This window comes from Granulicatella sp. (assembly GCF_057274575.1).
This window is the reverse complement of sequence record NZ_DBHISP010000007.1, coordinates 25,010-41,986: the sequence shown is the minus strand read 5'-3', so window position 1 is coordinate 41,986 and position 16,977 is coordinate 25,010. Positions and strand designations below refer to the sequence as shown.

Annotated in this window: 29 protein-coding genes; all 29 read left to right on the top strand. The window is 36.7% G+C overall.

Annotated elements, in window-relative coordinates:
* The first annotated feature begins 2 nt into the window (after positions 1 to 2).
* Positions 3 to 353: a hypothetical protein gene (locus tag ACO5V7_RS05035; RefSeq protein WP_485485297.1), complete on the top strand. Its 351-nt coding sequence runs from the start codon at positions 3 to 5 to the stop codon at positions 351 to 353.
* Positions 328 to 1,131 carry an AAA family ATPase gene (locus tag ACO5V7_RS05030; RefSeq protein ID WP_485485341.1) on the top strand — a complete coding sequence of 268 codons (804 nt, stop codon included), beginning with the start codon at positions 328 to 330 and terminating at the stop codon, positions 1,129 to 1,131. Before ACO5V7_RS05035 ends, ACO5V7_RS05030 begins: the two co-directional genes overlap by 26 nt.
* A gap of 19 nt (positions 1,132 to 1,150) precedes the next feature.
* Complete coding sequence (locus tag ACO5V7_RS05025; RefSeq protein WP_485485296.1) at positions 1,151 to 1,660, top strand: hypothetical protein; 510 nt, start codon at positions 1,151 to 1,153, stop codon at positions 1,658 to 1,660.
* A gap of 15 nt (positions 1,661 to 1,675) precedes the next feature.
* Positions 1,676 to 2,497, top strand: a complete 822-nt coding sequence (locus tag ACO5V7_RS05020) for a bifunctional DNA primase/polymerase (RefSeq protein WP_485485295.1) — start codon at positions 1,676 to 1,678, stop codon at positions 2,495 to 2,497.
* Positions 2,498 to 2,499: 2 nt separating this feature from the next.
* Entirely contained in the window at positions 2,500 to 3,825 is a 1,326-nt protein-coding gene (locus tag ACO5V7_RS05015) for a VapE domain-containing protein (protein WP_485485294.1), read from the top strand.
* Positions 3,826 to 4,186: 361 nt separating this feature from the next.
* Positions 4,187 to 4,483 carry a hypothetical protein gene (locus ACO5V7_RS05010; RefSeq protein WP_485485293.1) on the top strand — a complete coding sequence of 99 codons (297 nt, stop codon included), beginning with the start codon at positions 4,187 to 4,189 and terminating at the stop codon, positions 4,481 to 4,483.
* Between the two features lie 31 nt (positions 4,484 to 4,514).
* Positions 4,515 to 4,724 carry a hypothetical protein gene (locus ACO5V7_RS05005; protein ID WP_485485292.1) on the top strand — a complete coding sequence of 70 codons (210 nt, stop codon included), beginning with the start codon at positions 4,515 to 4,517 and terminating at the stop codon, positions 4,722 to 4,724.
* Positions 4,699 to 4,911, top strand: coding sequence for a hypothetical protein (locus tag ACO5V7_RS05000; protein ID WP_485485291.1), 213 nt, complete (start codon positions 4,699 to 4,701; stop codon positions 4,909 to 4,911). Before ACO5V7_RS05005 ends, ACO5V7_RS05000 begins: the two co-directional genes overlap by 26 nt.
* Positions 4,904 to 5,377, top strand: a complete 474-nt coding sequence (locus ACO5V7_RS04995; RefSeq protein ID WP_485485290.1) for a hypothetical protein — start codon at positions 4,904 to 4,906, stop codon at positions 5,375 to 5,377. Before ACO5V7_RS05000 ends, ACO5V7_RS04995 begins: the two co-directional genes overlap by 8 nt.
* The gene (locus ACO5V7_RS04990; RefSeq protein WP_485485289.1) at positions 5,378 to 5,740 is read left to right on the top strand and encodes a hypothetical protein; all 363 of its coding nucleotides are present in this window, start codon (positions 5,378 to 5,380) and stop codon (positions 5,738 to 5,740) included.
* A complete protein-coding gene (locus tag ACO5V7_RS04985) occupies positions 5,741 to 6,043 on the top strand; it encodes a hypothetical protein (protein ID WP_485485288.1) in 303 nt (100 codons plus the stop codon).
* Positions 6,034 to 6,243: a hypothetical protein gene (locus ACO5V7_RS04980; RefSeq protein WP_485485287.1), complete on the top strand. Its 210-nt coding sequence runs from the start codon at positions 6,034 to 6,036 to the stop codon at positions 6,241 to 6,243. The genes ACO5V7_RS04985 and ACO5V7_RS04980 overlap by 10 nt, the downstream gene beginning before the upstream one ends.
* Entirely contained in the window at positions 6,224 to 6,460 is a 237-nt protein-coding gene (locus tag ACO5V7_RS04975; RefSeq protein ID WP_485485286.1) for a glutaredoxin family protein, read from the top strand. The genes ACO5V7_RS04980 and ACO5V7_RS04975 overlap by 20 nt, the downstream gene beginning before the upstream one ends.
* A gap of 8 nt (positions 6,461 to 6,468) precedes the next feature.
* A complete protein-coding gene (locus tag ACO5V7_RS04970) occupies positions 6,469 to 6,753 on the top strand; it encodes a hypothetical protein (protein WP_485485285.1) in 285 nt (94 codons plus the stop codon).
* Positions 6,743 to 7,189: a DUF1492 domain-containing protein gene (locus tag ACO5V7_RS04965; RefSeq protein ID WP_485485284.1), complete on the top strand. Its 447-nt coding sequence runs from the start codon at positions 6,743 to 6,745 to the stop codon at positions 7,187 to 7,189. The genes ACO5V7_RS04970 and ACO5V7_RS04965 overlap by 11 nt, the downstream gene beginning before the upstream one ends.
* 164 nt (positions 7,190 to 7,353) lie before the next feature.
* Positions 7,354 to 7,839, top strand: coding sequence for a terminase small subunit (locus ACO5V7_RS04960; protein ID WP_485485283.1), 486 nt, complete (start codon positions 7,354 to 7,356; stop codon positions 7,837 to 7,839).
* On the top strand, positions 7,826 to 9,034 hold the full coding sequence (locus ACO5V7_RS04955) for a PBSX family phage terminase large subunit (RefSeq protein ID WP_485485282.1): 1,209 nt from the start codon (positions 7,826 to 7,828) through the stop codon (positions 9,032 to 9,034). The genes ACO5V7_RS04960 and ACO5V7_RS04955 overlap by 14 nt, the downstream gene beginning before the upstream one ends.
* A gap of 23 nt (positions 9,035 to 9,057) precedes the next feature.
* Positions 9,058 to 10,539 (top strand): phage portal protein, encoded by a 1,482-nt coding sequence (locus ACO5V7_RS04950; RefSeq protein ID WP_485485281.1) that lies wholly within the window; start codon positions 9,058 to 9,060, stop codon positions 10,537 to 10,539.
* On the top strand, positions 10,532 to 12,133 hold the full coding sequence (locus ACO5V7_RS04945) for a phage minor head protein (protein WP_485485280.1): 1,602 nt from the start codon (positions 10,532 to 10,534) through the stop codon (positions 12,131 to 12,133). The genes ACO5V7_RS04950 and ACO5V7_RS04945 overlap by 8 nt, the downstream gene beginning before the upstream one ends.
* On the top strand, positions 12,133 to 12,339 hold the full coding sequence (locus ACO5V7_RS04940) for a hypothetical protein (protein WP_485485279.1): 207 nt from the start codon (positions 12,133 to 12,135) through the stop codon (positions 12,337 to 12,339). The genes ACO5V7_RS04945 and ACO5V7_RS04940 overlap by 1 nt, the downstream gene beginning before the upstream one ends.
* Before the next feature lie 159 nt (positions 12,340 to 12,498).
* A complete protein-coding gene (locus ACO5V7_RS04935) occupies positions 12,499 to 13,104 on the top strand; it encodes a phage scaffolding protein (protein WP_485485278.1) in 606 nt (201 codons plus the stop codon).
* A 24-nt stretch (positions 13,105 to 13,128) separates the two neighbouring features.
* Positions 13,129 to 14,040 carry a hypothetical protein gene (locus ACO5V7_RS04930; protein ID WP_485485277.1) on the top strand — a complete coding sequence of 304 codons (912 nt, stop codon included), beginning with the start codon at positions 13,129 to 13,131 and terminating at the stop codon, positions 14,038 to 14,040.
* 12 nt (positions 14,041 to 14,052) lie between these two features.
* On the top strand, positions 14,053 to 14,232 hold the full coding sequence (locus tag ACO5V7_RS04925) for a hypothetical protein (protein WP_485485276.1): 180 nt from the start codon (positions 14,053 to 14,055) through the stop codon (positions 14,230 to 14,232).
* Positions 14,233 to 14,269: 37 nt separating this feature from the next.
* Complete coding sequence (locus tag ACO5V7_RS04920; protein ID WP_485485275.1) at positions 14,270 to 14,800, top strand: hypothetical protein; 531 nt, start codon at positions 14,270 to 14,272, stop codon at positions 14,798 to 14,800.
* Positions 14,800 to 15,123, top strand: coding sequence for a phage head completion protein (locus ACO5V7_RS04915; protein WP_485485274.1), 324 nt, complete (start codon positions 14,800 to 14,802; stop codon positions 15,121 to 15,123). Before ACO5V7_RS04920 ends, ACO5V7_RS04915 begins: the two co-directional genes overlap by 1 nt.
* Positions 15,116 to 15,544 (top strand): HK97-gp10 family putative phage morphogenesis protein, encoded by a 429-nt coding sequence (locus ACO5V7_RS04910; RefSeq protein WP_298648911.1) that lies wholly within the window; start codon positions 15,116 to 15,118, stop codon positions 15,542 to 15,544. The genes ACO5V7_RS04915 and ACO5V7_RS04910 overlap by 8 nt, the downstream gene beginning before the upstream one ends.
* 2 nt (positions 15,545 to 15,546) lie before the next feature.
* Complete coding sequence (locus ACO5V7_RS04905; RefSeq protein WP_485485273.1) at positions 15,547 to 15,912, top strand: hypothetical protein; 366 nt, start codon at positions 15,547 to 15,549, stop codon at positions 15,910 to 15,912.
* Positions 15,913 to 15,915: 3 nt separating this feature from the next.
* A complete protein-coding gene (locus ACO5V7_RS04900; RefSeq protein ID WP_485485272.1) occupies positions 15,916 to 16,524 on the top strand; it encodes a hypothetical protein in 609 nt (202 codons plus the stop codon).
* A 3-nt stretch (positions 16,525 to 16,527) separates the two neighbouring features.
* Positions 16,528 to 16,950, top strand: coding sequence for a hypothetical protein (locus tag ACO5V7_RS04895; protein WP_485485271.1), 423 nt, complete (start codon positions 16,528 to 16,530; stop codon positions 16,948 to 16,950).
* The last annotated feature ends 27 nt before the right edge of the window (positions 16,951 to 16,977 follow it).

Sequence of the window (16,977 nt, the reverse complement as noted above, 5' to 3'; positions counted from 1 at the left end):
AAATGGATAAAACATTTTTAGAAAAAAGAATTGAAAAAAAAGCGATAGAAGAATTTAAAAAAGAATGGAATGGTTTTGTAGAACAAATGTATCGTCATCCTATTTTTAAACATATTACTATCAAAATTGACGGGAAAGACATCCCACTTGCTGATTTTGGTATTAATTTCGGTGTCTTTAATCAAAAACAAGATGAGAATCCTAGAAATGAATTTTTAAATTTCGAATATGTCAAAGAAAAAGTTATTCAAGAAAAAATCGAAAAAGAAACAGAAGAATTGTTGTATAGATTATCTTCTGTAAATTACTTATTTGAGAAGGAGGATTCTGATGTTCCAACTGCCAGAAAATAAACCACAAACACCAAAGGATACTCCACGTAACTATTTCATCTATGGTGAAACCATGAGTGGTAAATCTTACCTAGCAAACGAGTTTCCTAATCCAATTGTATTAAATACGGATGGGAATGCAGAAGCAAACAGTGTACCAAGTATTCAACTATTAAATGATAAAGACAAATCAGGGCGCATTACTAATTCAGTGATTAAGCAGCTAGGAGAAATCCTATTAGCTCTACAAACGCAAGAACATTCATACGAGACAGTCGTAATCGATGTTATTGATGACGTTATCGAGATGATTAAAATCGCTGTGTGTGATGAGCTAACTCCACCAGGGAAACCTCGATTGAAATCATTATCTGAAATTCCATACGGGAAAGGTTACGACTTTTTCAATCAAGCTATTACAGAATTGGTGATTGACCTCAAAGCATTACCAATGAATGTTATCTACATTAGCCGTCAAATCTCAGAATATGACGATAACGGAAATGCAACTAAAGACAAGCCAAGTCTTAAAGATAAGTATGTGAACCTTATCAACGGGAATTCGGATTTGATGATCCATACAGAAAAAATCGGGAATAACTACAACCGTGAAGTGGATAGAAAACGTAAGACTTATTACGCAGACCAGGTTGATGACAAAGTGATTTTGAAAATCTTATCAACAATTAGAGGTGCAGTTGAACCACCTCGTAAAAAACAAGTAGCGACAAAAACAGTTACAAAACCAACAAAACAAGAAACAATTGAAGTTTTTAATAATGAAGACGAATTATTTTAAAACCAAAGGAGAATGAAAAATGAGTTTATTAAGTATTGCACAAAAAATTAAAGAAGATGGATTTGACCCTCGTAAAGATAGCGTGAATGGACCTGCAGCGTTACCAGCTGGTGATTATACAGTGGTTCTAAAACGAGTGCAATTCAATATTGCACCAAGTGGATGGGAAAGCCTAGGATTTACATTTGAAATCCGTGGTGGTGAATTTAACGGACGTACTGAATATGTATCTTTTGGAACATTATCTGAATGGAACGGCAAAGACCTTTCTTGGGCAGTAGAACGAACAATTAAATTCTTTACTAAAGCGATTGAACTTGCTGGAGATAAAGTTATGAAGAACGACTTCGAAGACGGCAGAGCATTAGCTGATGCATTAGAACGTAAAGCAGTGGGTTCTTATTTCACATTAAAAATTCAAGAAACAAAAGGAAGAGAAGATAAGGTATATCGTAACTATGATATTGAAGAAAACGTTGAAAATGCGATGAATACATTTGCTGTAGAAGAAGACGATTTGCCTTTCTAAAAATAAGGTGTTCTCATGCATTCAATGAAAGAATATGCGCTGTTGTATCAGCAAAAAGGGTTCTCGGTCATCCCGATTAGTCCTACAACTAAAAGACCATTAATTGAATTTGCGGATAAACCACCTCTTGATGCTGATGGAATTAACGAAGTTTGGAATCAATATCCAAATGCGAACATCGCACTAAGGACTACAAACTTCTTCGTAATTGATATTGACAAGCACGGACAAACCAGCGGATTTGATTCGTTGAAGAATTGGGAACATTTAAACCTAATCGAACCCACACTTCAAGCAAAGACAGCATCAGGAGGTAAGCACCTATTCTATTTCAAGCGTGATGATATCCACATCAGTCAAATGATTGGATTCCTTCCAGGAGTAGATATCAAAGCGCATGAAAACAATTATGTGCTGGTTGCACCATCCGCTACGGATAAAGGGCAATATGAATGGGATATGGAGAAATCCCCTGAAAAAGGGACGATGATTACTCCTTCCAGGGCCTTAATTGAAGAGATCATTAAACAATACAAAATCACCAATGGACGTGAATTTGATTACAGCGACGGATTAAGGTCGTGGGTTAGTAAAGGTCGAACATCTGGAAAGACTAAAACAACGGAATTGTTCGAAATCATCGCTAATGGATTAGGGGATGAAGGGAATCGTAATGATAAGCTTGCTAAATTTGTAGGCGGATTATTATGGCGAGGAGTGGACGAGATGGATGTGTTGACGTTGGCTAAAATAGCCAATGCCAACACTCCGAATCCGCTATCGATGCAAGAATTAGAAAGAACAGTAGTAAGTATGATTAACAAAGACAGGAGGTGATTGTGATTGGCAAAGTAGTGAGTTTTTATAAGGATTATGAACCGATTAAAAATAGTAACGGGAATTTAAAAACGAACAGTCCAGTAAACGTGTTAAATGCATTTCGAGCTGATGATCAGTTAAATCTCTATCTAAAGCATAACGAGTTCTCTCAAGAGCACGAATTAACAAGAGACATCCAACTAGGGAACACGCTTCTTAAAAAAGGAGAGCTGCCCTCGAATTTCGAATCCGTAGTCAAAGTTTATTTTGAGAATGTCACTGGTGCAGCATTCACGAGCCAAGCTATGACAGATGGCATGGAGACCTTCCTGTCTGAACGGTCTTACAATCCAGTAAAAGAGTATATGGAAGAAGCCGAGAAAAATTGGGACAAACAGAAACGTATCGGACGAATGCTCCAATTCTATCTAGGAGCTAACCAAGACCCTCTAGTGTCTAAAATCGCTGAAATGTGGCTAGTAGGTGCTGTTGCTAAAGTTTATGAACCTTATGTCAAATTTGACTACGTTCTGGACTTGGTAGGTGGTCAGGGTGTTGGTAAGACGTCGTTCTTGCAAAAGCTTGGGGGTCATTGGTACACGGACGCAGTGACTGATTTTGCTAACAAAGACAACTATGACATCATGCTAAAACATTTAATTGTAAACGACGACGAAATGGTCGCTAGTGATCGCATGAGTTTTGCAGAAACAAAATCGTTCATTTCAAAAACGAGCTTACGATTCAGAAAGCCCTACATGCGCAGAACGCAGGAATTTGCAAAGAATTTCGTTCTAGCACGAACAAGCAATCACGTTGAATACCTCAAGGATAAAACAGGAGAACGCAGGTTCTTACCTGTACTAGCTAGCAATGACAAACAGAAAAAACATCCTATGAAGATGACGGATGAAGTCGTAAAACAAATTTGGGGTGAAGCTGTCACCCTTTATAAAAGCGGTGTGGATTTGATGTTTGATGAAGAAACAGAAGCAGAATTAGTTGAATATCGTGAGCAATTCATGTTTCGAGATGAAATAGAAGTACAAGTATTGCAATATTTAGAAATGCCCGTTCCTAAGGATTGGGAAAGTAGAACAACAACTGATCAGTACATTTATACGACTAAATATTTTGCGAATAGTCCTGACTGGACTTCAGGCGGACAAACGATGAATCGGGTGGCTACTCGAGAGATTATGTTCAATTTGTTTCATAAAGAATCGAACGACCAAAAACTATCTAGAAAGATTAGTTTTATTATGGATAATTTAATCGATTGGAAGAAACAATCGTACAAAGTTAATGGAAAAACAACAAGAGGTTATAAAAGAATTTTACCTTAAAAAAAGGTTACACCAGACGTGTAACCTTTGGGGGTTTTCGGAGTCTACGTGTAACCTTTTACCACACGTAGACACACGTAGGTTACACGTTTTTTTTACTACGTGTAACCCTTGGGAATGTTGATATATCAATGTTTATAGATACTTTTTATATAAAAGGTTACATGTTTACATGTTTTTTTTAGAAAAAGTATATTGTAAGTATAAAAGCCTATTAAATCAACATTCTTATATTTTTATTTTATATTTTTGAAAAAAACGTGTAACCGTGTAACCCAGATTAAATTTTTAGAAAAAATAACAAAGGAGAGATGCTTATGAACGATATAAAAATGTATGTCATTCGAGGCGGTGAAGGCAATTGGCTAAAGATGAATTTGAAAAGTTAAAAGACGATGTACATTACTTGATTGTGGCGCATTGTAAATATAAGGACATGTCGATGTATGACAGAGCCTTGAAACAATTCCAAGAAGATATCAATTATGGACAACTTGAAGAAATGAGCTACGATGAACGATTTGATTTCTTGATTGGATTCGAAACAGCTCTAAAGAAAGTAGAGGCTATCGCTCTAAAAGATAGTAATAAGCTCATGAAAAAGCCTCGAAAATTAGGACAACCACTCGAACAATGTGGACTAATGAGTGCGACTTAAGAAGGAGATGAATCAAATGGAGGTTGTAAATATGGAGAATTATTCATTGTTTAGAGGTTGTAATGTGATTATAAAAATGTCAGTACGTGGAATCGAATTTGTATCAAAAACAGGAGAATCGATTGTCATTGAACAAAGCGAAGATGGTAAACCGGATATATATTTCGACATAAAAGACTATGACTCTTTAGAAAAAGAATTAGAAGGCGATAATTGTGATTCAAACGAAACTAAATATTGATGAAATTATCAAAGCTTATGAAAAGAAACACGGACCAATCGAAGTCGATGGATATTATGGCGAACAATGTACGATTGAACAAAATGGAGTGATTCTATATCAAAGTATAGGTCTTTGGAAAACGTATAGAGAAGTATGGGAATGCAGCAAACGGATCCTAGATGTAAAGGAGGATAACGATGGATAAATTAGAAAAACTTAAAAAAGAAAGAGAAGAACTAGATAAGAGGATTGAAACATTAGAGTACGCAGAGCGCATGTTTGAAGAAGGAGACGAAATTTATCATGTTGACGAATACGGAAACGTTAATAGTGGAAATTGGGGTAATCATGCATGGATTGATGGTTCATTCGGTCAAGGACATATCTTCAGAACCAAACAAGCAGCAGAACTAGAATCAAAACGCAGAAATCTACTAACACGATTCAGAGCGTTCAGAGATGAATGTAATGATGGATGGAAGCCTGATTGGAGTAATCGTGATGAAAAATGGGAAATTGATTACACAGAAGATGGTGTTAAAGCATTATGGATTAGTGGCGTGAATTCATTTTCGACTTTCGGTTATTTCAAGAACAAACAAGACACTCAACGTGCTATCGAATTATTCGGTGACGAAATCAAAGAATTGTTTGTGGAAGGTGATGCTTAAATGAAAACAATTAACGAAATAAAAGACGATGATTTAGTTTTTAACGAACAAACTCATTCTCAAATATATGTATGCGATTTAAAACGTGAATGGAACTCGTTAAATGAAAACGAGAGAAGCGGTTGGCGAACTTCTAAAGAAAGAACAATCAAATTATCTGCTGAAACTATATTGGACGGGATATATGAAGATATGGAATCGAATGGTTATGAAGAAATGTTTGTTCATTTATGGAATGATACTTCTGAAGAATTTAAACAACGAATGCAAGGGCTACTTGATGAAATTTCTGACTTTCCAAGCGCTGTTATATGTGATTTAGATGAACCTATCAATCCTTATGTGGATTTGGAGGATGATTAAATGGATTTAACATATAGTGAACAATTCAAAGACTATATTGAAGAACAAATAGATATAGTTTATCCACAAACCATTTACAAGTTTCCTAATGGGTATGGTGCAAGTGTAATCAAATTCAACTACATTTATTTTGGTATAGAAATTGCAGTATTAAGATTTGATGCATATGGTAATTGTGACATCGACTACAGCACGCCAATTACGAATGATGTCATCGGTGGATTGGATGAAGAAAGTAGAGATAATGTTTTACAACAGATTTTTGATTTAGAGAAGTCGAAGGAGGAATACCAATGGAACTAACTTTATATTTAGAAAATGGAAAAATGTTAAGTTTTGAAAACGTGACTGGTTTAGAACGTGATTTACGTTATAAGAACATTCTCACTTTTAATTATGTGAGCGCGGAGGATGGAAAAAAAGGAAAAGTGTTTTTAAGTATTAGAAACGTGATAGGAATATCGGTTGATAAGGAGGATTTCGATGTTAACAGTTTATTCTAAGCCTAGATGCATGCAATGTGAATTTACTAAAATATGGCTTAATAAAAACAATATTCCATTCGAGACAGTAGACATTGAAGCGAATCCAGGAGCGTTTGAATTACTTAAACACTATGGATACAGCTCGCTTCCTGTCGTGGTGATTGATGACGAATTTAGTGACCCGAACAAAGCTTGGACGGGATTTCAAGTCGATAGATTAGAAGCTCTATTGTGAGGTGAATAATGGAAGATAGAGGTTATTACTTATTATGCGCAGCAATCATTGAAAGAGCCGTTGATGATTACAAAGCGACTTTAAGATATCTACTTTCTAGAAAAGTTGTAGATTCCAATTGGAATTTGAAAGAAAAACACTTTAAGAATAGGCATCATCGAACAGCGTGGAATATGAAAATGGACTGCGAACGGTTCTTTTTTAGTCAATATTTTGATTATTTATCAGATACTGAAGACTTTGGACCAACGCTAGTAAATAAGATTAGAGAGGATGTGAAGAATGGGAATTAAACATCAATTGAAGCAAATTCGCTTAATCGATTTGGAAGTAAAAACAAAAATGGAAGAGTTAGATCGTTTAAATAATTCTTTCTTGAAATCTCCTTCTCTAAAAGAAGTGAATGTGCAAGAGTCTAAAGTAGGCCTCAAAGACGATGCTTATGTCAAATTGATTAGTTTGAGTGATTACATCGACAAAAGGGTTGATAACTTGATTGATTTGAAATATCAACTGATTAAAGCAATTGAACAGTTGGACGATTCTAAAGAACGAACAATCATTTGGATGAAATACATTTCTTCTAAAAATTGGGACGAAATTGCTGAAGAATTGCAAATATCTAAAACTACACTCTTCATCCTTCACGATGAGGCAGTTAAGAAAATCGAAAGGTGTACTAAAAAAGATGATTCTGTACCAAACAATACTAAAGATTCTTTGATATAGTTATCATGTGGAAGTTGTGGAAAGAGATATTCTTTTTTCTCGTGGTGTAAACTCCTTTATTTTTACCTATTAAGTGATGAGCTTAATAGGTTTTTTATTTAAAAACGTGTGAGTCGTTCTAAACGGCTCTTTTTTTATACATTCATTAGGAGGTGGTTCAGTGAGTGAGTAAGTTAACAACAAAGCAAGAGTTATTTGTTCAGCAAATCATCGCTGGACAATCTCAAAGGCAAGCGTACAAGAGCGCTTATAAAACTGATCGGATGTCAGAACAAGCTATTGATGTGCAAGCTTCAAGATTAATAAAAGACCCTAAAGTTGCCCTAAGATACAGGGAACTACTAAAACAATTCTCAAATATGGCTCTTTGGTCTAGAGAACAAGCATTTAATGAGTATGAATGGCTTAAGAATCAAGCAAAGGAAGATATTAAATTACAAGGCGTTCGTCAAGCTAATTCAAAAGCTTTTGTGGACGCACTTGAGGGAATGAATAAGATGGCTGTTGTTGGTGACGAATTAGTAAATGAAAAACTTCAACAAGAAATCGAGGTTCTTAAGTCGAAAGTGACGAAGATGGACGAAACTAACGAATCGAAAGTTGCGGAGTATTTGAATAAGTTAGGAGATGAATTGGATGAGTTTGCGTGATGTGTATACTCCTAAACAAATTCAAGTTGCAAAACGTCTTCGCGCTTCTGACTGGTTTATCTGTGTACTGCATGGTGCTAAACGTTCAGGGAAGACAGTATTGAACAATGACGTGTTCCTTCAAGAATTAGTTCGTGTTCGTAAGATTGCGAACGAATTAGGGATTGCTGAACCTCAATATATACTGGCTGGAGTATCTAGCCGTACCATTCAAAACAACGTATTACAGGAACTGTATAATCGCTATGGAATGGAATTCAAAGTTGATAAGCACAACAGCTTTAGATTGTTTGGAGTAAAGATTATCCAAGCTTACACAGGAACAATTTCAGGGCTTGGAAACATTCGAGGGATGACAGCGTTTGGTGCATACGTCAACGAAGCGTCTCTTGCAAAAGAGCAAGTATTTAAAGAAATCGTTTCGCGTTGTTCTGGTGAAGGCGCTCGGATTGTAGCAGATACAAACCCTGATAACCCTAATCATTGGTTAAAGCGTGATTATATTGATAATGAGAGTGAAAACATCATCAACGAGCATTTTAAGTTAGATGATAATACTTTCTTATCGAAGAGATATCGTGAGAGCATCAAGAAAGCTACTCCTTCAGGAGTGTTTTGGGATAGAGATATTGAGGGACTGTGGGTTATCGGTCAAGGTGCTGTGTATAAAGACTTCAACCGTGAAGTTCATTATGTGGACGATGTTCCTTATGAGAAAATCAACAACTATTTCGTGGGGGTCGACTGGGGTTATGAACACTTCAGTGCAATGGTAGTAATTGGAGAAACGGATGACGGGACCTTGTATTTAGTAGATGGTTGTGCTGCAAAGCATAAAGATATTGATTTTTGGGCGTTGAAAGCAAGAGAGTACGCTGATAAGTACGGTGATAACATTCCGTTTTATTGCGATTCTGCACGTCCAGAACATGTAAACAGATTGTGGAATGATGGATTGAACGCATTTAATGCTGATAAATCTATCTTATCTGGAATTGAAGTCGTTGCAAAAGGCTTTAAGACGAATAAATTATTTGTTTTAAGGAACGCTATACCTCGCTTCGATGAAGAAGTGTATCAGTATGCGTGGGATGAGAAAACAGGACTACCTATTAAGGTATTTGATGACGTTATGGATGCGTTGCGTTATGCATTGTATTCGAACGTTACTAAAAGAGATGGATTTGTGGGGTGATTGAAATAAAAATCGAAGAAATTATGAGTAAAGATTATGAGATTGCTGCTAAGGCAATTGATACGGCTATTAAAGAGCAAATAGGAAAAGAATCCTACTCGACTGCTCAAACAGCTAGTCGATATTACGAAAGTGATCATGATATTAAAAACAATCGTATCTTCTATTTGGACGATAACGGTGTTCTGAAAGAAGATAAATATGCAACGAATGTTCAGATTCCGCATAGCTTCTTCACTGAATTGGTGGACCAGAAAGTGAATTACTTGATGAGTAATCCAGTTCGATTTGAAGTGAAAGAAAATGACGAATTGCAACGATTGATCGATGAATATATCGATGAAGACTTCCAATTATTCGTTTCAGAGTTATTAGAAGATGTATCTATCAGCGGTGCGACTTATGCGTATATGAGAACGAATGCGGATGACAAGCTATGTTTCCAGGTGTCAAGATTCTTGAAGACATTCATGGTGTATGACGAAACATACGATGAAGTCGCAGTTATTCGTTACTACAAGAAACAAATGCAAGTCGAAAACAAGCTGTTAGATGTAATGTTTGCAGAACGTTGGACGGATGAGAATGTGACGTACTTTAAGACGGACCGTAACGGCAAATTAATTTTTGATAAAGACCGTCCGAAAAATCCGAAACCACACGTAGTTGCAAAAGCAGATAACGGAACGTATTTAACACGTACTTATGGACGTATTCCGTTTTATAAATTATCTAATAACCACGGAGAGAAGTCGGACTTAGCGCCGATTAAAGCACTGATTGATGATTATGATTTGATGGCTTGTTTCTTGTCCAATAACTTAATGGACTATGACAAGCCGATTTACGTAGTATCTGGCTTCCGTGGAACGAATCTTTCAGAGTTGCGACAAAACATCAAAGCTCGCGGAATTGTAAACGTAGGTAATCCAGATAACAAAGGAAACGTTGATTTGAAGACGTTCGATATTCCTTTTGAAGCACGGAAAGCGAAATTGGAAATTGACAAAGAAGCCATTTATAAGTTCGGTATGGGATTTGACAATTCTCAAACTGGAGACGGAAACGTAACAAACGTGGTGATTAAATCACGATATACTCTCCTTGAAATGAAGTGTCGCAAGGTAGAGATTCGTTTACGTTCTTTATTGAAATGGGCACTGCATGCAATCGTTGACGATATCAACCGATTAAATAAAACGAATTACTCAACAGAAGGAATTCAAATTCTGATTGAACCAGAAATGATTGTTAACGAATCGGATATTGCGAACATTGATAAATTAGAAGCGGAAACGAAACAAACGCTTATCAACGCTATCGTGTCAAGCGCTCCATACTTAGGAGAAGATACGGTTATTGATTTGATTTGTAAGCAATGGGACTTAGATGTTGAAGAAGTTCGCAAGGCAATTGAAGCAGATTCAGAAGTAGGTGAAAACGATGAATCAGTGGGAACAAGAACTACAGAAACTGGAGAAGATTCAAGACCTGAAAATGAATAGGGAATTGTATCACATCTACTCGGACACGTTGAAAGACGTTAAGAGTAAATTGAAAGCATATCTCGATGAGTATGAGGATTTACCTTATTGGAAACAACAACAAACTGGTAGGTTAAAACAATTGACAGACGAGATCGTTGAAAAGCTTCAGGAGGTATATCCTCAAACTAAAACCGTAATCGAGAATTTCAAACAAGAACAATTTGAAACAGGCTATTACGGTGGATACTATACTGTGGAAGAATCGCAACAAGCAGATTTGCCTATAGCGTTTCTTTCAGATGATGTTATTAGGTCAGCAGTAAGACGACCAGTTGCCAGCAAAACATTGTCTGAACGCTTGTATAAAGCGCGAAATAGATTAGCGAATCGCTCTCAAGGGGCAATTACCTCTGGAATTTTACAAGGGCATGGATACGCTGAAATAGCTAGTGTAATATCAAGTAACTCGGAAGCGAATTACAGGCAAGCATTGCGAATCGCACGCACTGAAGGTGGTCGAATGCGAACGCAAGCACGTCAGAATTCGTATGAAGAGATGAAAAAAGTAGGCTGTGACTTACAAAAGCAATGGCTTGCTGCATTGGACAGAAAAACTCGTAAATCCCATGGTCACTTAGATGGTCAAAGAGTGAAGATTGATGAATTCTTTGTGTCTGATGGATACAAAGCGATTGGCCCAAGATGTTTCGGTGTAGCTGGTATGGATATCAATTGCCGTTGCACTACTATTACGATTGTAGATGGAATCAATCCAGATTATCGAAGAGATAACGAAACTGGAGAAAAGATTGCTTTTAGAACGTATGAACAATGGAAGAAAGACATTGATGAACGTCGCTTTTTGATGTCTGATGATGATGACTACATGAAAGCAAAGAACATGAAGTCGCATCAATTAGGTAGCAAACGAGTTATTAAGGATGAACAGCTTAGTTTTAGTGGGCGTAAGGTACTAACTTCAAACCATGACATGTATGTATCCGATAGTCTGAAAGGGACTAAGAAGAGCATCAACTATTACGAAAAACAGGTAGATAAAGCACTAGAATTGCTAAATTTACCAATCGGTGCTGAGAAGCCTAGAATTGTTCTGATGGACGCTAAGAAAGACCTAGGAAGGCCGAACGCGTTTGGTTCGTATTCACCAAGTACAAACACGATTTTTCTTGATGCAACTACTCCAAGTCATAAAGCAATAGTGAAGCGACTCAAAACGGCGAATGAATTTTGGAAAAGAAAGGGCGAACCTTGGAAGTTCTTTGCAGTAGATGACGATTCTATGAGTCCTATTATTCACGAATTTGGGCATTACCAACAAAATCAATACGTAAATCAATACGCAGAGAAAAATGGCATAAGTTATGCTGAAGCAAAGCGTAAATTTAATGCGAAACTACTTGATATGATTGATGAGAACCATTATAATATTGCTAGAGATATCAGTGGTTACGCAAAAAGTCATTTGAGTGACAATGAGCATTTGTTAGGCGCGACTAATGAAATATTATCTGAAGCGTATACTTTATCTATTTTAAAGTCGCACGCATTGGCAGATATTATAACAGAATTGCTGGAAGGAGGTTATTGGTAATGATTATACCGACAGAAGAAGAAATGGAAATGTACGCGAAATTTTCACCACTAGAAGAGTGGAGAAAGCGAGCTTCTGGTACAGAATTACGTGATGACGCTCCAGAAGATATGAAATTGCTAGCGTTAGAAGAAAAAGAATGGCGTGAAAAAAAGCGAAAACAGAGGGAAAACGACCCGTTATATCGTATGCTTAACTCGTATTAAAATCAATCAATTTTCAAAGGATACAACCGAAAAGGTTGTGTCCTTTTTTGTTGCAACAAAACTGACCTGGGCAAGTCAATAAACTACCCACGACTCATGTGGAGTATAAGCACAAAAAATATCCGCTGTTGGAATCAGCATAAAATTGGAGGGATAAAAATGGAATGGATTATTGACATTCTAAAGAAATACCAAAAGGAAGATGGCACGATTGATTTAGCTACTGCAGAGCAAGAAATTAAGAGTGAATTTCCTAAACAAGCAGTTCCTAAAACTGTTTTTAACGAAAAGAGTGAGCAATTGAGAACAGCAAACGCGACAATTAGCGAACTAAAAAATAACAGTAAAGGCGGTCAAGACAATCAAGACAATCAAGACAGTCAAGGGAACGAAGAGTTACAAACGCAACTAGAAGAATATAAAAAACGTATTCAGGAATTAGAATTGCAAGAGAAAACGAACGCTATGAACTATCAAGCGCGTTCCGCTTTAGAAAAAGCAGGCATTTCAGACGTGGAATATGGATTGTATTTACTAGGTACGTTAGAAGCAGACGAACAAGGCAATGTTAAAGATTTAGATAACAAGATTAATGATTTACGTGCATCTAAACCAGTATTTTTCAAGGATGAAGCGCAAAGTTCATCAAATGGTTACAAAGTTGAAGATACTAAATTGGATGACAGTAAAGAAGCAGTATCTGAATTTGACAAAGCTTTTGCTGAAGCTGCAAAAGCCTTCGGGTTAGAAGAAACAAAACAGTAAAGAAAAAGAAAGAGGTAAAAATATATGGCAAATACATTAGAATATTCAAAAATTTTCCAACCTTTACTTGACCAACAAGTGACTCAAGAATCTACAACAGGTTGGATGGAAGCAAACGACAAATTCATTAAATACAACGGTGGGGACGAAGTTAAAATCGCTACACTTTTAACAGACGGATTAGCAAACTATGATCGTAGCGATGGATTCACAACTGGTTCTGTTGATTTGAAATGGAATTCATACAAATTAACACAAGACCGTGGACGTTCATTCACACTTGATTCGATGGATGTGGACCAAACTAACTTTGTAGCTACTGCTTCAGCTGTTATGAGCGAATTCCAAAAACAACAAGTAATTCCAGAAATTGATGCTTATCGTTACTCTAAGATTGCATCACTTGCAATCGCTGGTTCACAATCTAGAGAAATCGAGCTTACTGCAGACAATATCATTGGTGAATTATTAAAAGACTTAACTACTATTGAAGAAGCTACAGGAGTAACTAACGTTGTAATTACGATGTCTCCAACGACTGCAACATTATTAGCAAGTGCTAAAAATGCTAAAGATCATATGTCTACAACACAATTAACAAAAGGCAGCATGAATGTTCGTGTTGAATCTTTTGATGACAATCCTATCGTTCGCGCGCAACAACGTTTATTACAAACAGCGTTCAAATTCAACGATGGTAAAACATCTGGTCAAGAAAAAGGCGGTTTCGAGAAAGATTCTTCAAGCAAGGCAATTAACTGGATTATCAGTGCTAAAGATGCTCCTGTAGCCGTTTCTAAGACTGATAAAGTGCGTGTGTTTGACCCAACAGTCAACCAAGCTGCAGACGCTTGGAAGACAGATTATCGCAAATTCCATGATTTATGGATTACAAAAGCGAAACTCGAAAAAGTGTTCGTAAACGTAAAGCCGTAGGAGGTTATTAAAATGAGAAAATTCAAAAATTTAAATGTTATCCGTGAAACGGACAACGAAACAATCATCGAAAAATTGCTTGAAGATGGGTTTGAAGAAATGGAAGTAGAAGTGGAAGAAGTGGAAGAAGTGGAAGAAGTGGAAGAAGTGGAAGAAGAAGCGAAAGACACTAATAAAGGTAAAGGGGAGTAATTACTCCTCTTTCCTTTTTTATTTAAGGAGCGAGAGTATGATTATTCAATTATCAGAAGCGATGGAAATCGACAAATCTATTTCAAAAGCAGATTTAGACGCTTATGAGACAACGATTCGTAATTTAACGAATAATAATTTCCAAAACAGAAGTATTCGTAATCAGTCGTTATCCTTTCACGAAAATGTTATTGAAATGAGACATCCTCTTAAAGGTGTTCGCGTAGGCGATACCATCGAAGTCAACGATTCAATTTACAACGACGGACTATATGTTGTTGATTGCATTTCAGGTAACAAGATTTATGTTCAAGGTTCTGATTTTATTGAGGATTCTAACCATAAAGCAATTGTTACAAAAGTGGAGTATCCATCAGATATCGCATTCGGATTGAAAAACATCTTGCGCTATCGAGTGAAAATGGGCGATAAGTTCGGTATCAAGTCAGAAACAGTTTCACGAATGAGTACTACTTACTATGACGTGAATGCAAACGACAATATTGATGGATTACCGTCTTCTCTTTACAGTTTCCTTGACAAATACAGACGATTGAGGTGGGCATGATGTTTCAATTCGAAATACAAGAAAAGAGTTATGTCGATGATGGGATTGGTGGCTCACAGGATGAGTGGCATACAGTAATGACTGTAACTGGTTGGATTGATATGCTGACTGGCTCTAACGCTTCGAATACGACGCAAAACGCAATCGTGGAGCGTTCTACTCACGTCTTAATTATCCCAACGTTTACTGAAGGTATCAAGGATACAATGCGTGTTGTTGATTCATCTAAGCGTTGGTACACGATAACATACTGCGATGACCCTGTAGGAGTGCATCATCATAACGAAATTTACGTGACTTTTGAAGGTGTGCTAAATGGGTAGTGGAAGTTTTCGTTTCGAGGATTATAGCAAACGCACTAAGAGAGAACTGCGTGAAGTCTCGTTTAAGGCCTTAACAAGGGTCGGGAATTTGATTAGTTCACAGTGTCAGGCTTTAGCAGCAGTAGATACTGGAGAGCTAAGAGATAGTATCCAGGCAATCGTGAAAGAGTACGGTGGTGATATACGAGTGTTCGTAGGAACGAACGTTGAGTATTCCGTATTCGTTGAATTCGGTACTGGGGAATTTGCTGAGAATGGATTAGGTCGAAAAGGTGGTTGGTTATATCGAAGTCCAGACGGGAAAGTAGTATTCACGTATGGTAACGAGCCACAGCCTTTTATACGTCCTGCCTTTAAGAAAAACAAAAAACGTGCGCAGGACATTATCGCTCAAACATTTTTAGAAAGTTTTGGTGGTTAGAAATGTTAGATTTTGCAAAATTATTACAATCGGAACTATCCACAATCACTAAAGAATGTTTTCATGAAAAGAATCGAAAAGATAAGGTGGTGTATCCATATCTTACTTACGATTATGATCGTGAAAATATGACTCGTGAGAGAGATGAGATTACGATTGAAATTGATATTTTTGATTTCAACACCTCGTATAAAAGGGTGTTGGAGTTAGAGGAACAAATCAAACGACACTTCAACGGAATGATGCAATTAACGGATGAATTATATGTAAACTTTCGATTCGTTGGCTCGAATAAAGTGAATACAGGTTCAGATACAGTGAAGCGTCGAAATATTAGATTAAATGTTCAAACAGAATGGAGGAAATAATAAATGGCAAAAACAGAAGTAAAACGCACAGGATATACAGTCGATACGCCTAAGAATTACCTGGTTGACGCTGGGGCAATTTATAAGAATATCGGATGGGATTCTGCTGAAAAGAAATGGAAAGGCGAATTGTTAGGAGCAACTTCAGACGGTAATAAAGTATCTATCGTAACGACTTATCGGACAATTGAAGTTGACGGAGTATTCACGCCTGCCAAAGGTCAAAAAATTATTGATAAAGCGGAAGCAACACTTGAAGTTAACGTTAAAGAAATTACTGCTGAGAATATCCGTTTAGCGTTAAATGGTAAAAAAGAAATTGGAAACGGAACTGAGGATCCAGCAGGATGGGATGTCGTTCAATTGAAAGACAGACTTGAAGATGGCGACTATATCGACAACATCGCATTAGTCGGAGTGATGTCTGGAAGTAAAAAACCAATCATTGTAGTTCTATACAACGCGCTTTGCACAAGCGGTTTAGAATTTGATACTAAAGATAATTCTGAAGCTGTAATCACAATGAAATTTGAAGCTCACGCTAATGCTGAAGATGTTGCAAATCGTGTAGCACCAGTTAAAATCTATTATCCAAACGCATCGGAGGAATAATTTATGGAGATGAGAGAATTACGTGGAGACGATATGTTTTCAATGCTTTCTATCATTGGTAAGCTAGATATTAAAGATGATCTTGTAGAATTGTTTGAAAAACAACAAGATAAAGATAGCCAACTATTAGGCCATTTACCTAAGAAACCAACAAAAGCAGAAAAAGAAAAGCAAGAGAAAGCACTAGAAAAACGTGGCATGCAAATGATTGCTGGATTAATTCAAACAATCCTTGCAAACATTAATAAAGCCAAATTAGACATTAACACTTTCCTTGCTGATTTAACGAACACATCAATTCAGGAAATTCAGGGATTAAACTTTGTTGACTATACTCAATTATTAGTTAGATTCTTCAAGAAACCAGAGTTGAAGGATTTTTTAACATCTATCTCCTCAATCTTAGGCTCGGGCAACACGCTTTAAAAGATAAATTATTCAAACGCTATTCAA

What these genes read in the sequence shown, in the direction of transcription:
- ACO5V7_RS04925 (WP_485485276.1), top strand. Translation starts at nt 14,053, where the DNA reads ATGAGAAAATTCAAAAATTTAAATGTTATCCGTGAAACGGACAACGAA.
- ACO5V7_RS04920 (WP_485485275.1), top strand. Translation starts at nt 14,270, where the DNA reads ATGATTATTCAATTATCAGAAGCGATGGAAATCGACAAATCTATTTCA.
- ACO5V7_RS04975 (WP_485485286.1), top strand. Translation starts at nt 6,224, where the DNA reads ATGTTAACAGTTTATTCTAAGCCTAGATGCATGCAATGTGAATTTACT.
- ACO5V7_RS04980 (WP_485485287.1), top strand. Translation starts at nt 6,034, where the DNA reads ATGGAACTAACTTTATATTTAGAAAATGGAAAAATGTTAAGTTTTGAA.
- ACO5V7_RS04940 (WP_485485279.1), top strand. Translation starts at nt 12,133, where the DNA reads ATGATTATACCGACAGAAGAAGAAATGGAAATGTACGCGAAATTTTCA.
- ACO5V7_RS04895 (WP_485485271.1), top strand. Translation starts at nt 16,528, where the DNA reads ATGGAGATGAGAGAATTACGTGGAGACGATATGTTTTCAATGCTTTCT.
- ACO5V7_RS04930 (WP_485485277.1), top strand. Translation starts at nt 13,129, where the DNA reads ATGGCAAATACATTAGAATATTCAAAAATTTTCCAACCTTTACTTGAC.
- ACO5V7_RS04915 (WP_485485274.1), top strand. Translation starts at nt 14,800, where the DNA reads ATGTTTCAATTCGAAATACAAGAAAAGAGTTATGTCGATGATGGGATT.
- ACO5V7_RS04910 (WP_298648911.1), top strand. Translation starts at nt 15,116, where the DNA reads ATGGGTAGTGGAAGTTTTCGTTTCGAGGATTATAGCAAACGCACTAAG.
- ACO5V7_RS05035 (WP_485485297.1), top strand. Translation starts at nt 3, where the DNA reads ATGGATAAAACATTTTTAGAAAAAAGAATTGAAAAAAAAGCGATAGAA.
- ACO5V7_RS04945 (WP_485485280.1), top strand. Translation starts at nt 10,532, where the DNA reads ATGAATAGGGAATTGTATCACATCTACTCGGACACGTTGAAAGACGTT.
- ACO5V7_RS04995 (WP_485485290.1), top strand. Translation starts at nt 4,904, where the DNA reads ATGGATAAATTAGAAAAACTTAAAAAAGAAAGAGAAGAACTAGATAAG.
- ACO5V7_RS04955 (WP_485485282.1), top strand. Translation starts at nt 7,826, where the DNA reads ATGAGTTTGCGTGATGTGTATACTCCTAAACAAATTCAAGTTGCAAAA.
- ACO5V7_RS04950 (WP_485485281.1), top strand. Translation starts at nt 9,058, where the DNA reads ATGAGTAAAGATTATGAGATTGCTGCTAAGGCAATTGATACGGCTATT.
- ACO5V7_RS04990 (WP_485485289.1), top strand. Translation starts at nt 5,378, where the DNA reads ATGAAAACAATTAACGAAATAAAAGACGATGATTTAGTTTTTAACGAA.
- ACO5V7_RS05020 (WP_485485295.1), top strand. Translation starts at nt 1,676, where the DNA reads ATGCATTCAATGAAAGAATATGCGCTGTTGTATCAGCAAAAAGGGTTC.
- ACO5V7_RS04935 (WP_485485278.1), top strand. Translation starts at nt 12,499, where the DNA reads ATGGAATGGATTATTGACATTCTAAAGAAATACCAAAAGGAAGATGGC.
- ACO5V7_RS04965 (WP_485485284.1), top strand. Translation starts at nt 6,743, where the DNA reads ATGGGAATTAAACATCAATTGAAGCAAATTCGCTTAATCGATTTGGAA.
- ACO5V7_RS05025 (WP_485485296.1), top strand. Translation starts at nt 1,151, where the DNA reads ATGAGTTTATTAAGTATTGCACAAAAAATTAAAGAAGATGGATTTGAC.
- ACO5V7_RS04905 (WP_485485273.1), top strand. Translation starts at nt 15,547, where the DNA reads ATGTTAGATTTTGCAAAATTATTACAATCGGAACTATCCACAATCACT.
- ACO5V7_RS04900 (WP_485485272.1), top strand. Translation starts at nt 15,916, where the DNA reads ATGGCAAAAACAGAAGTAAAACGCACAGGATATACAGTCGATACGCCT.
- ACO5V7_RS04985 (WP_485485288.1), top strand. Translation starts at nt 5,741, where the DNA reads ATGGATTTAACATATAGTGAACAATTCAAAGACTATATTGAAGAACAA.
- ACO5V7_RS04970 (WP_485485285.1), top strand. Translation starts at nt 6,469, where the DNA reads ATGGAAGATAGAGGTTATTACTTATTATGCGCAGCAATCATTGAAAGA.
- ACO5V7_RS05005 (WP_485485292.1), top strand. Translation starts at nt 4,515, where the DNA reads ATGGAGAATTATTCATTGTTTAGAGGTTGTAATGTGATTATAAAAATG.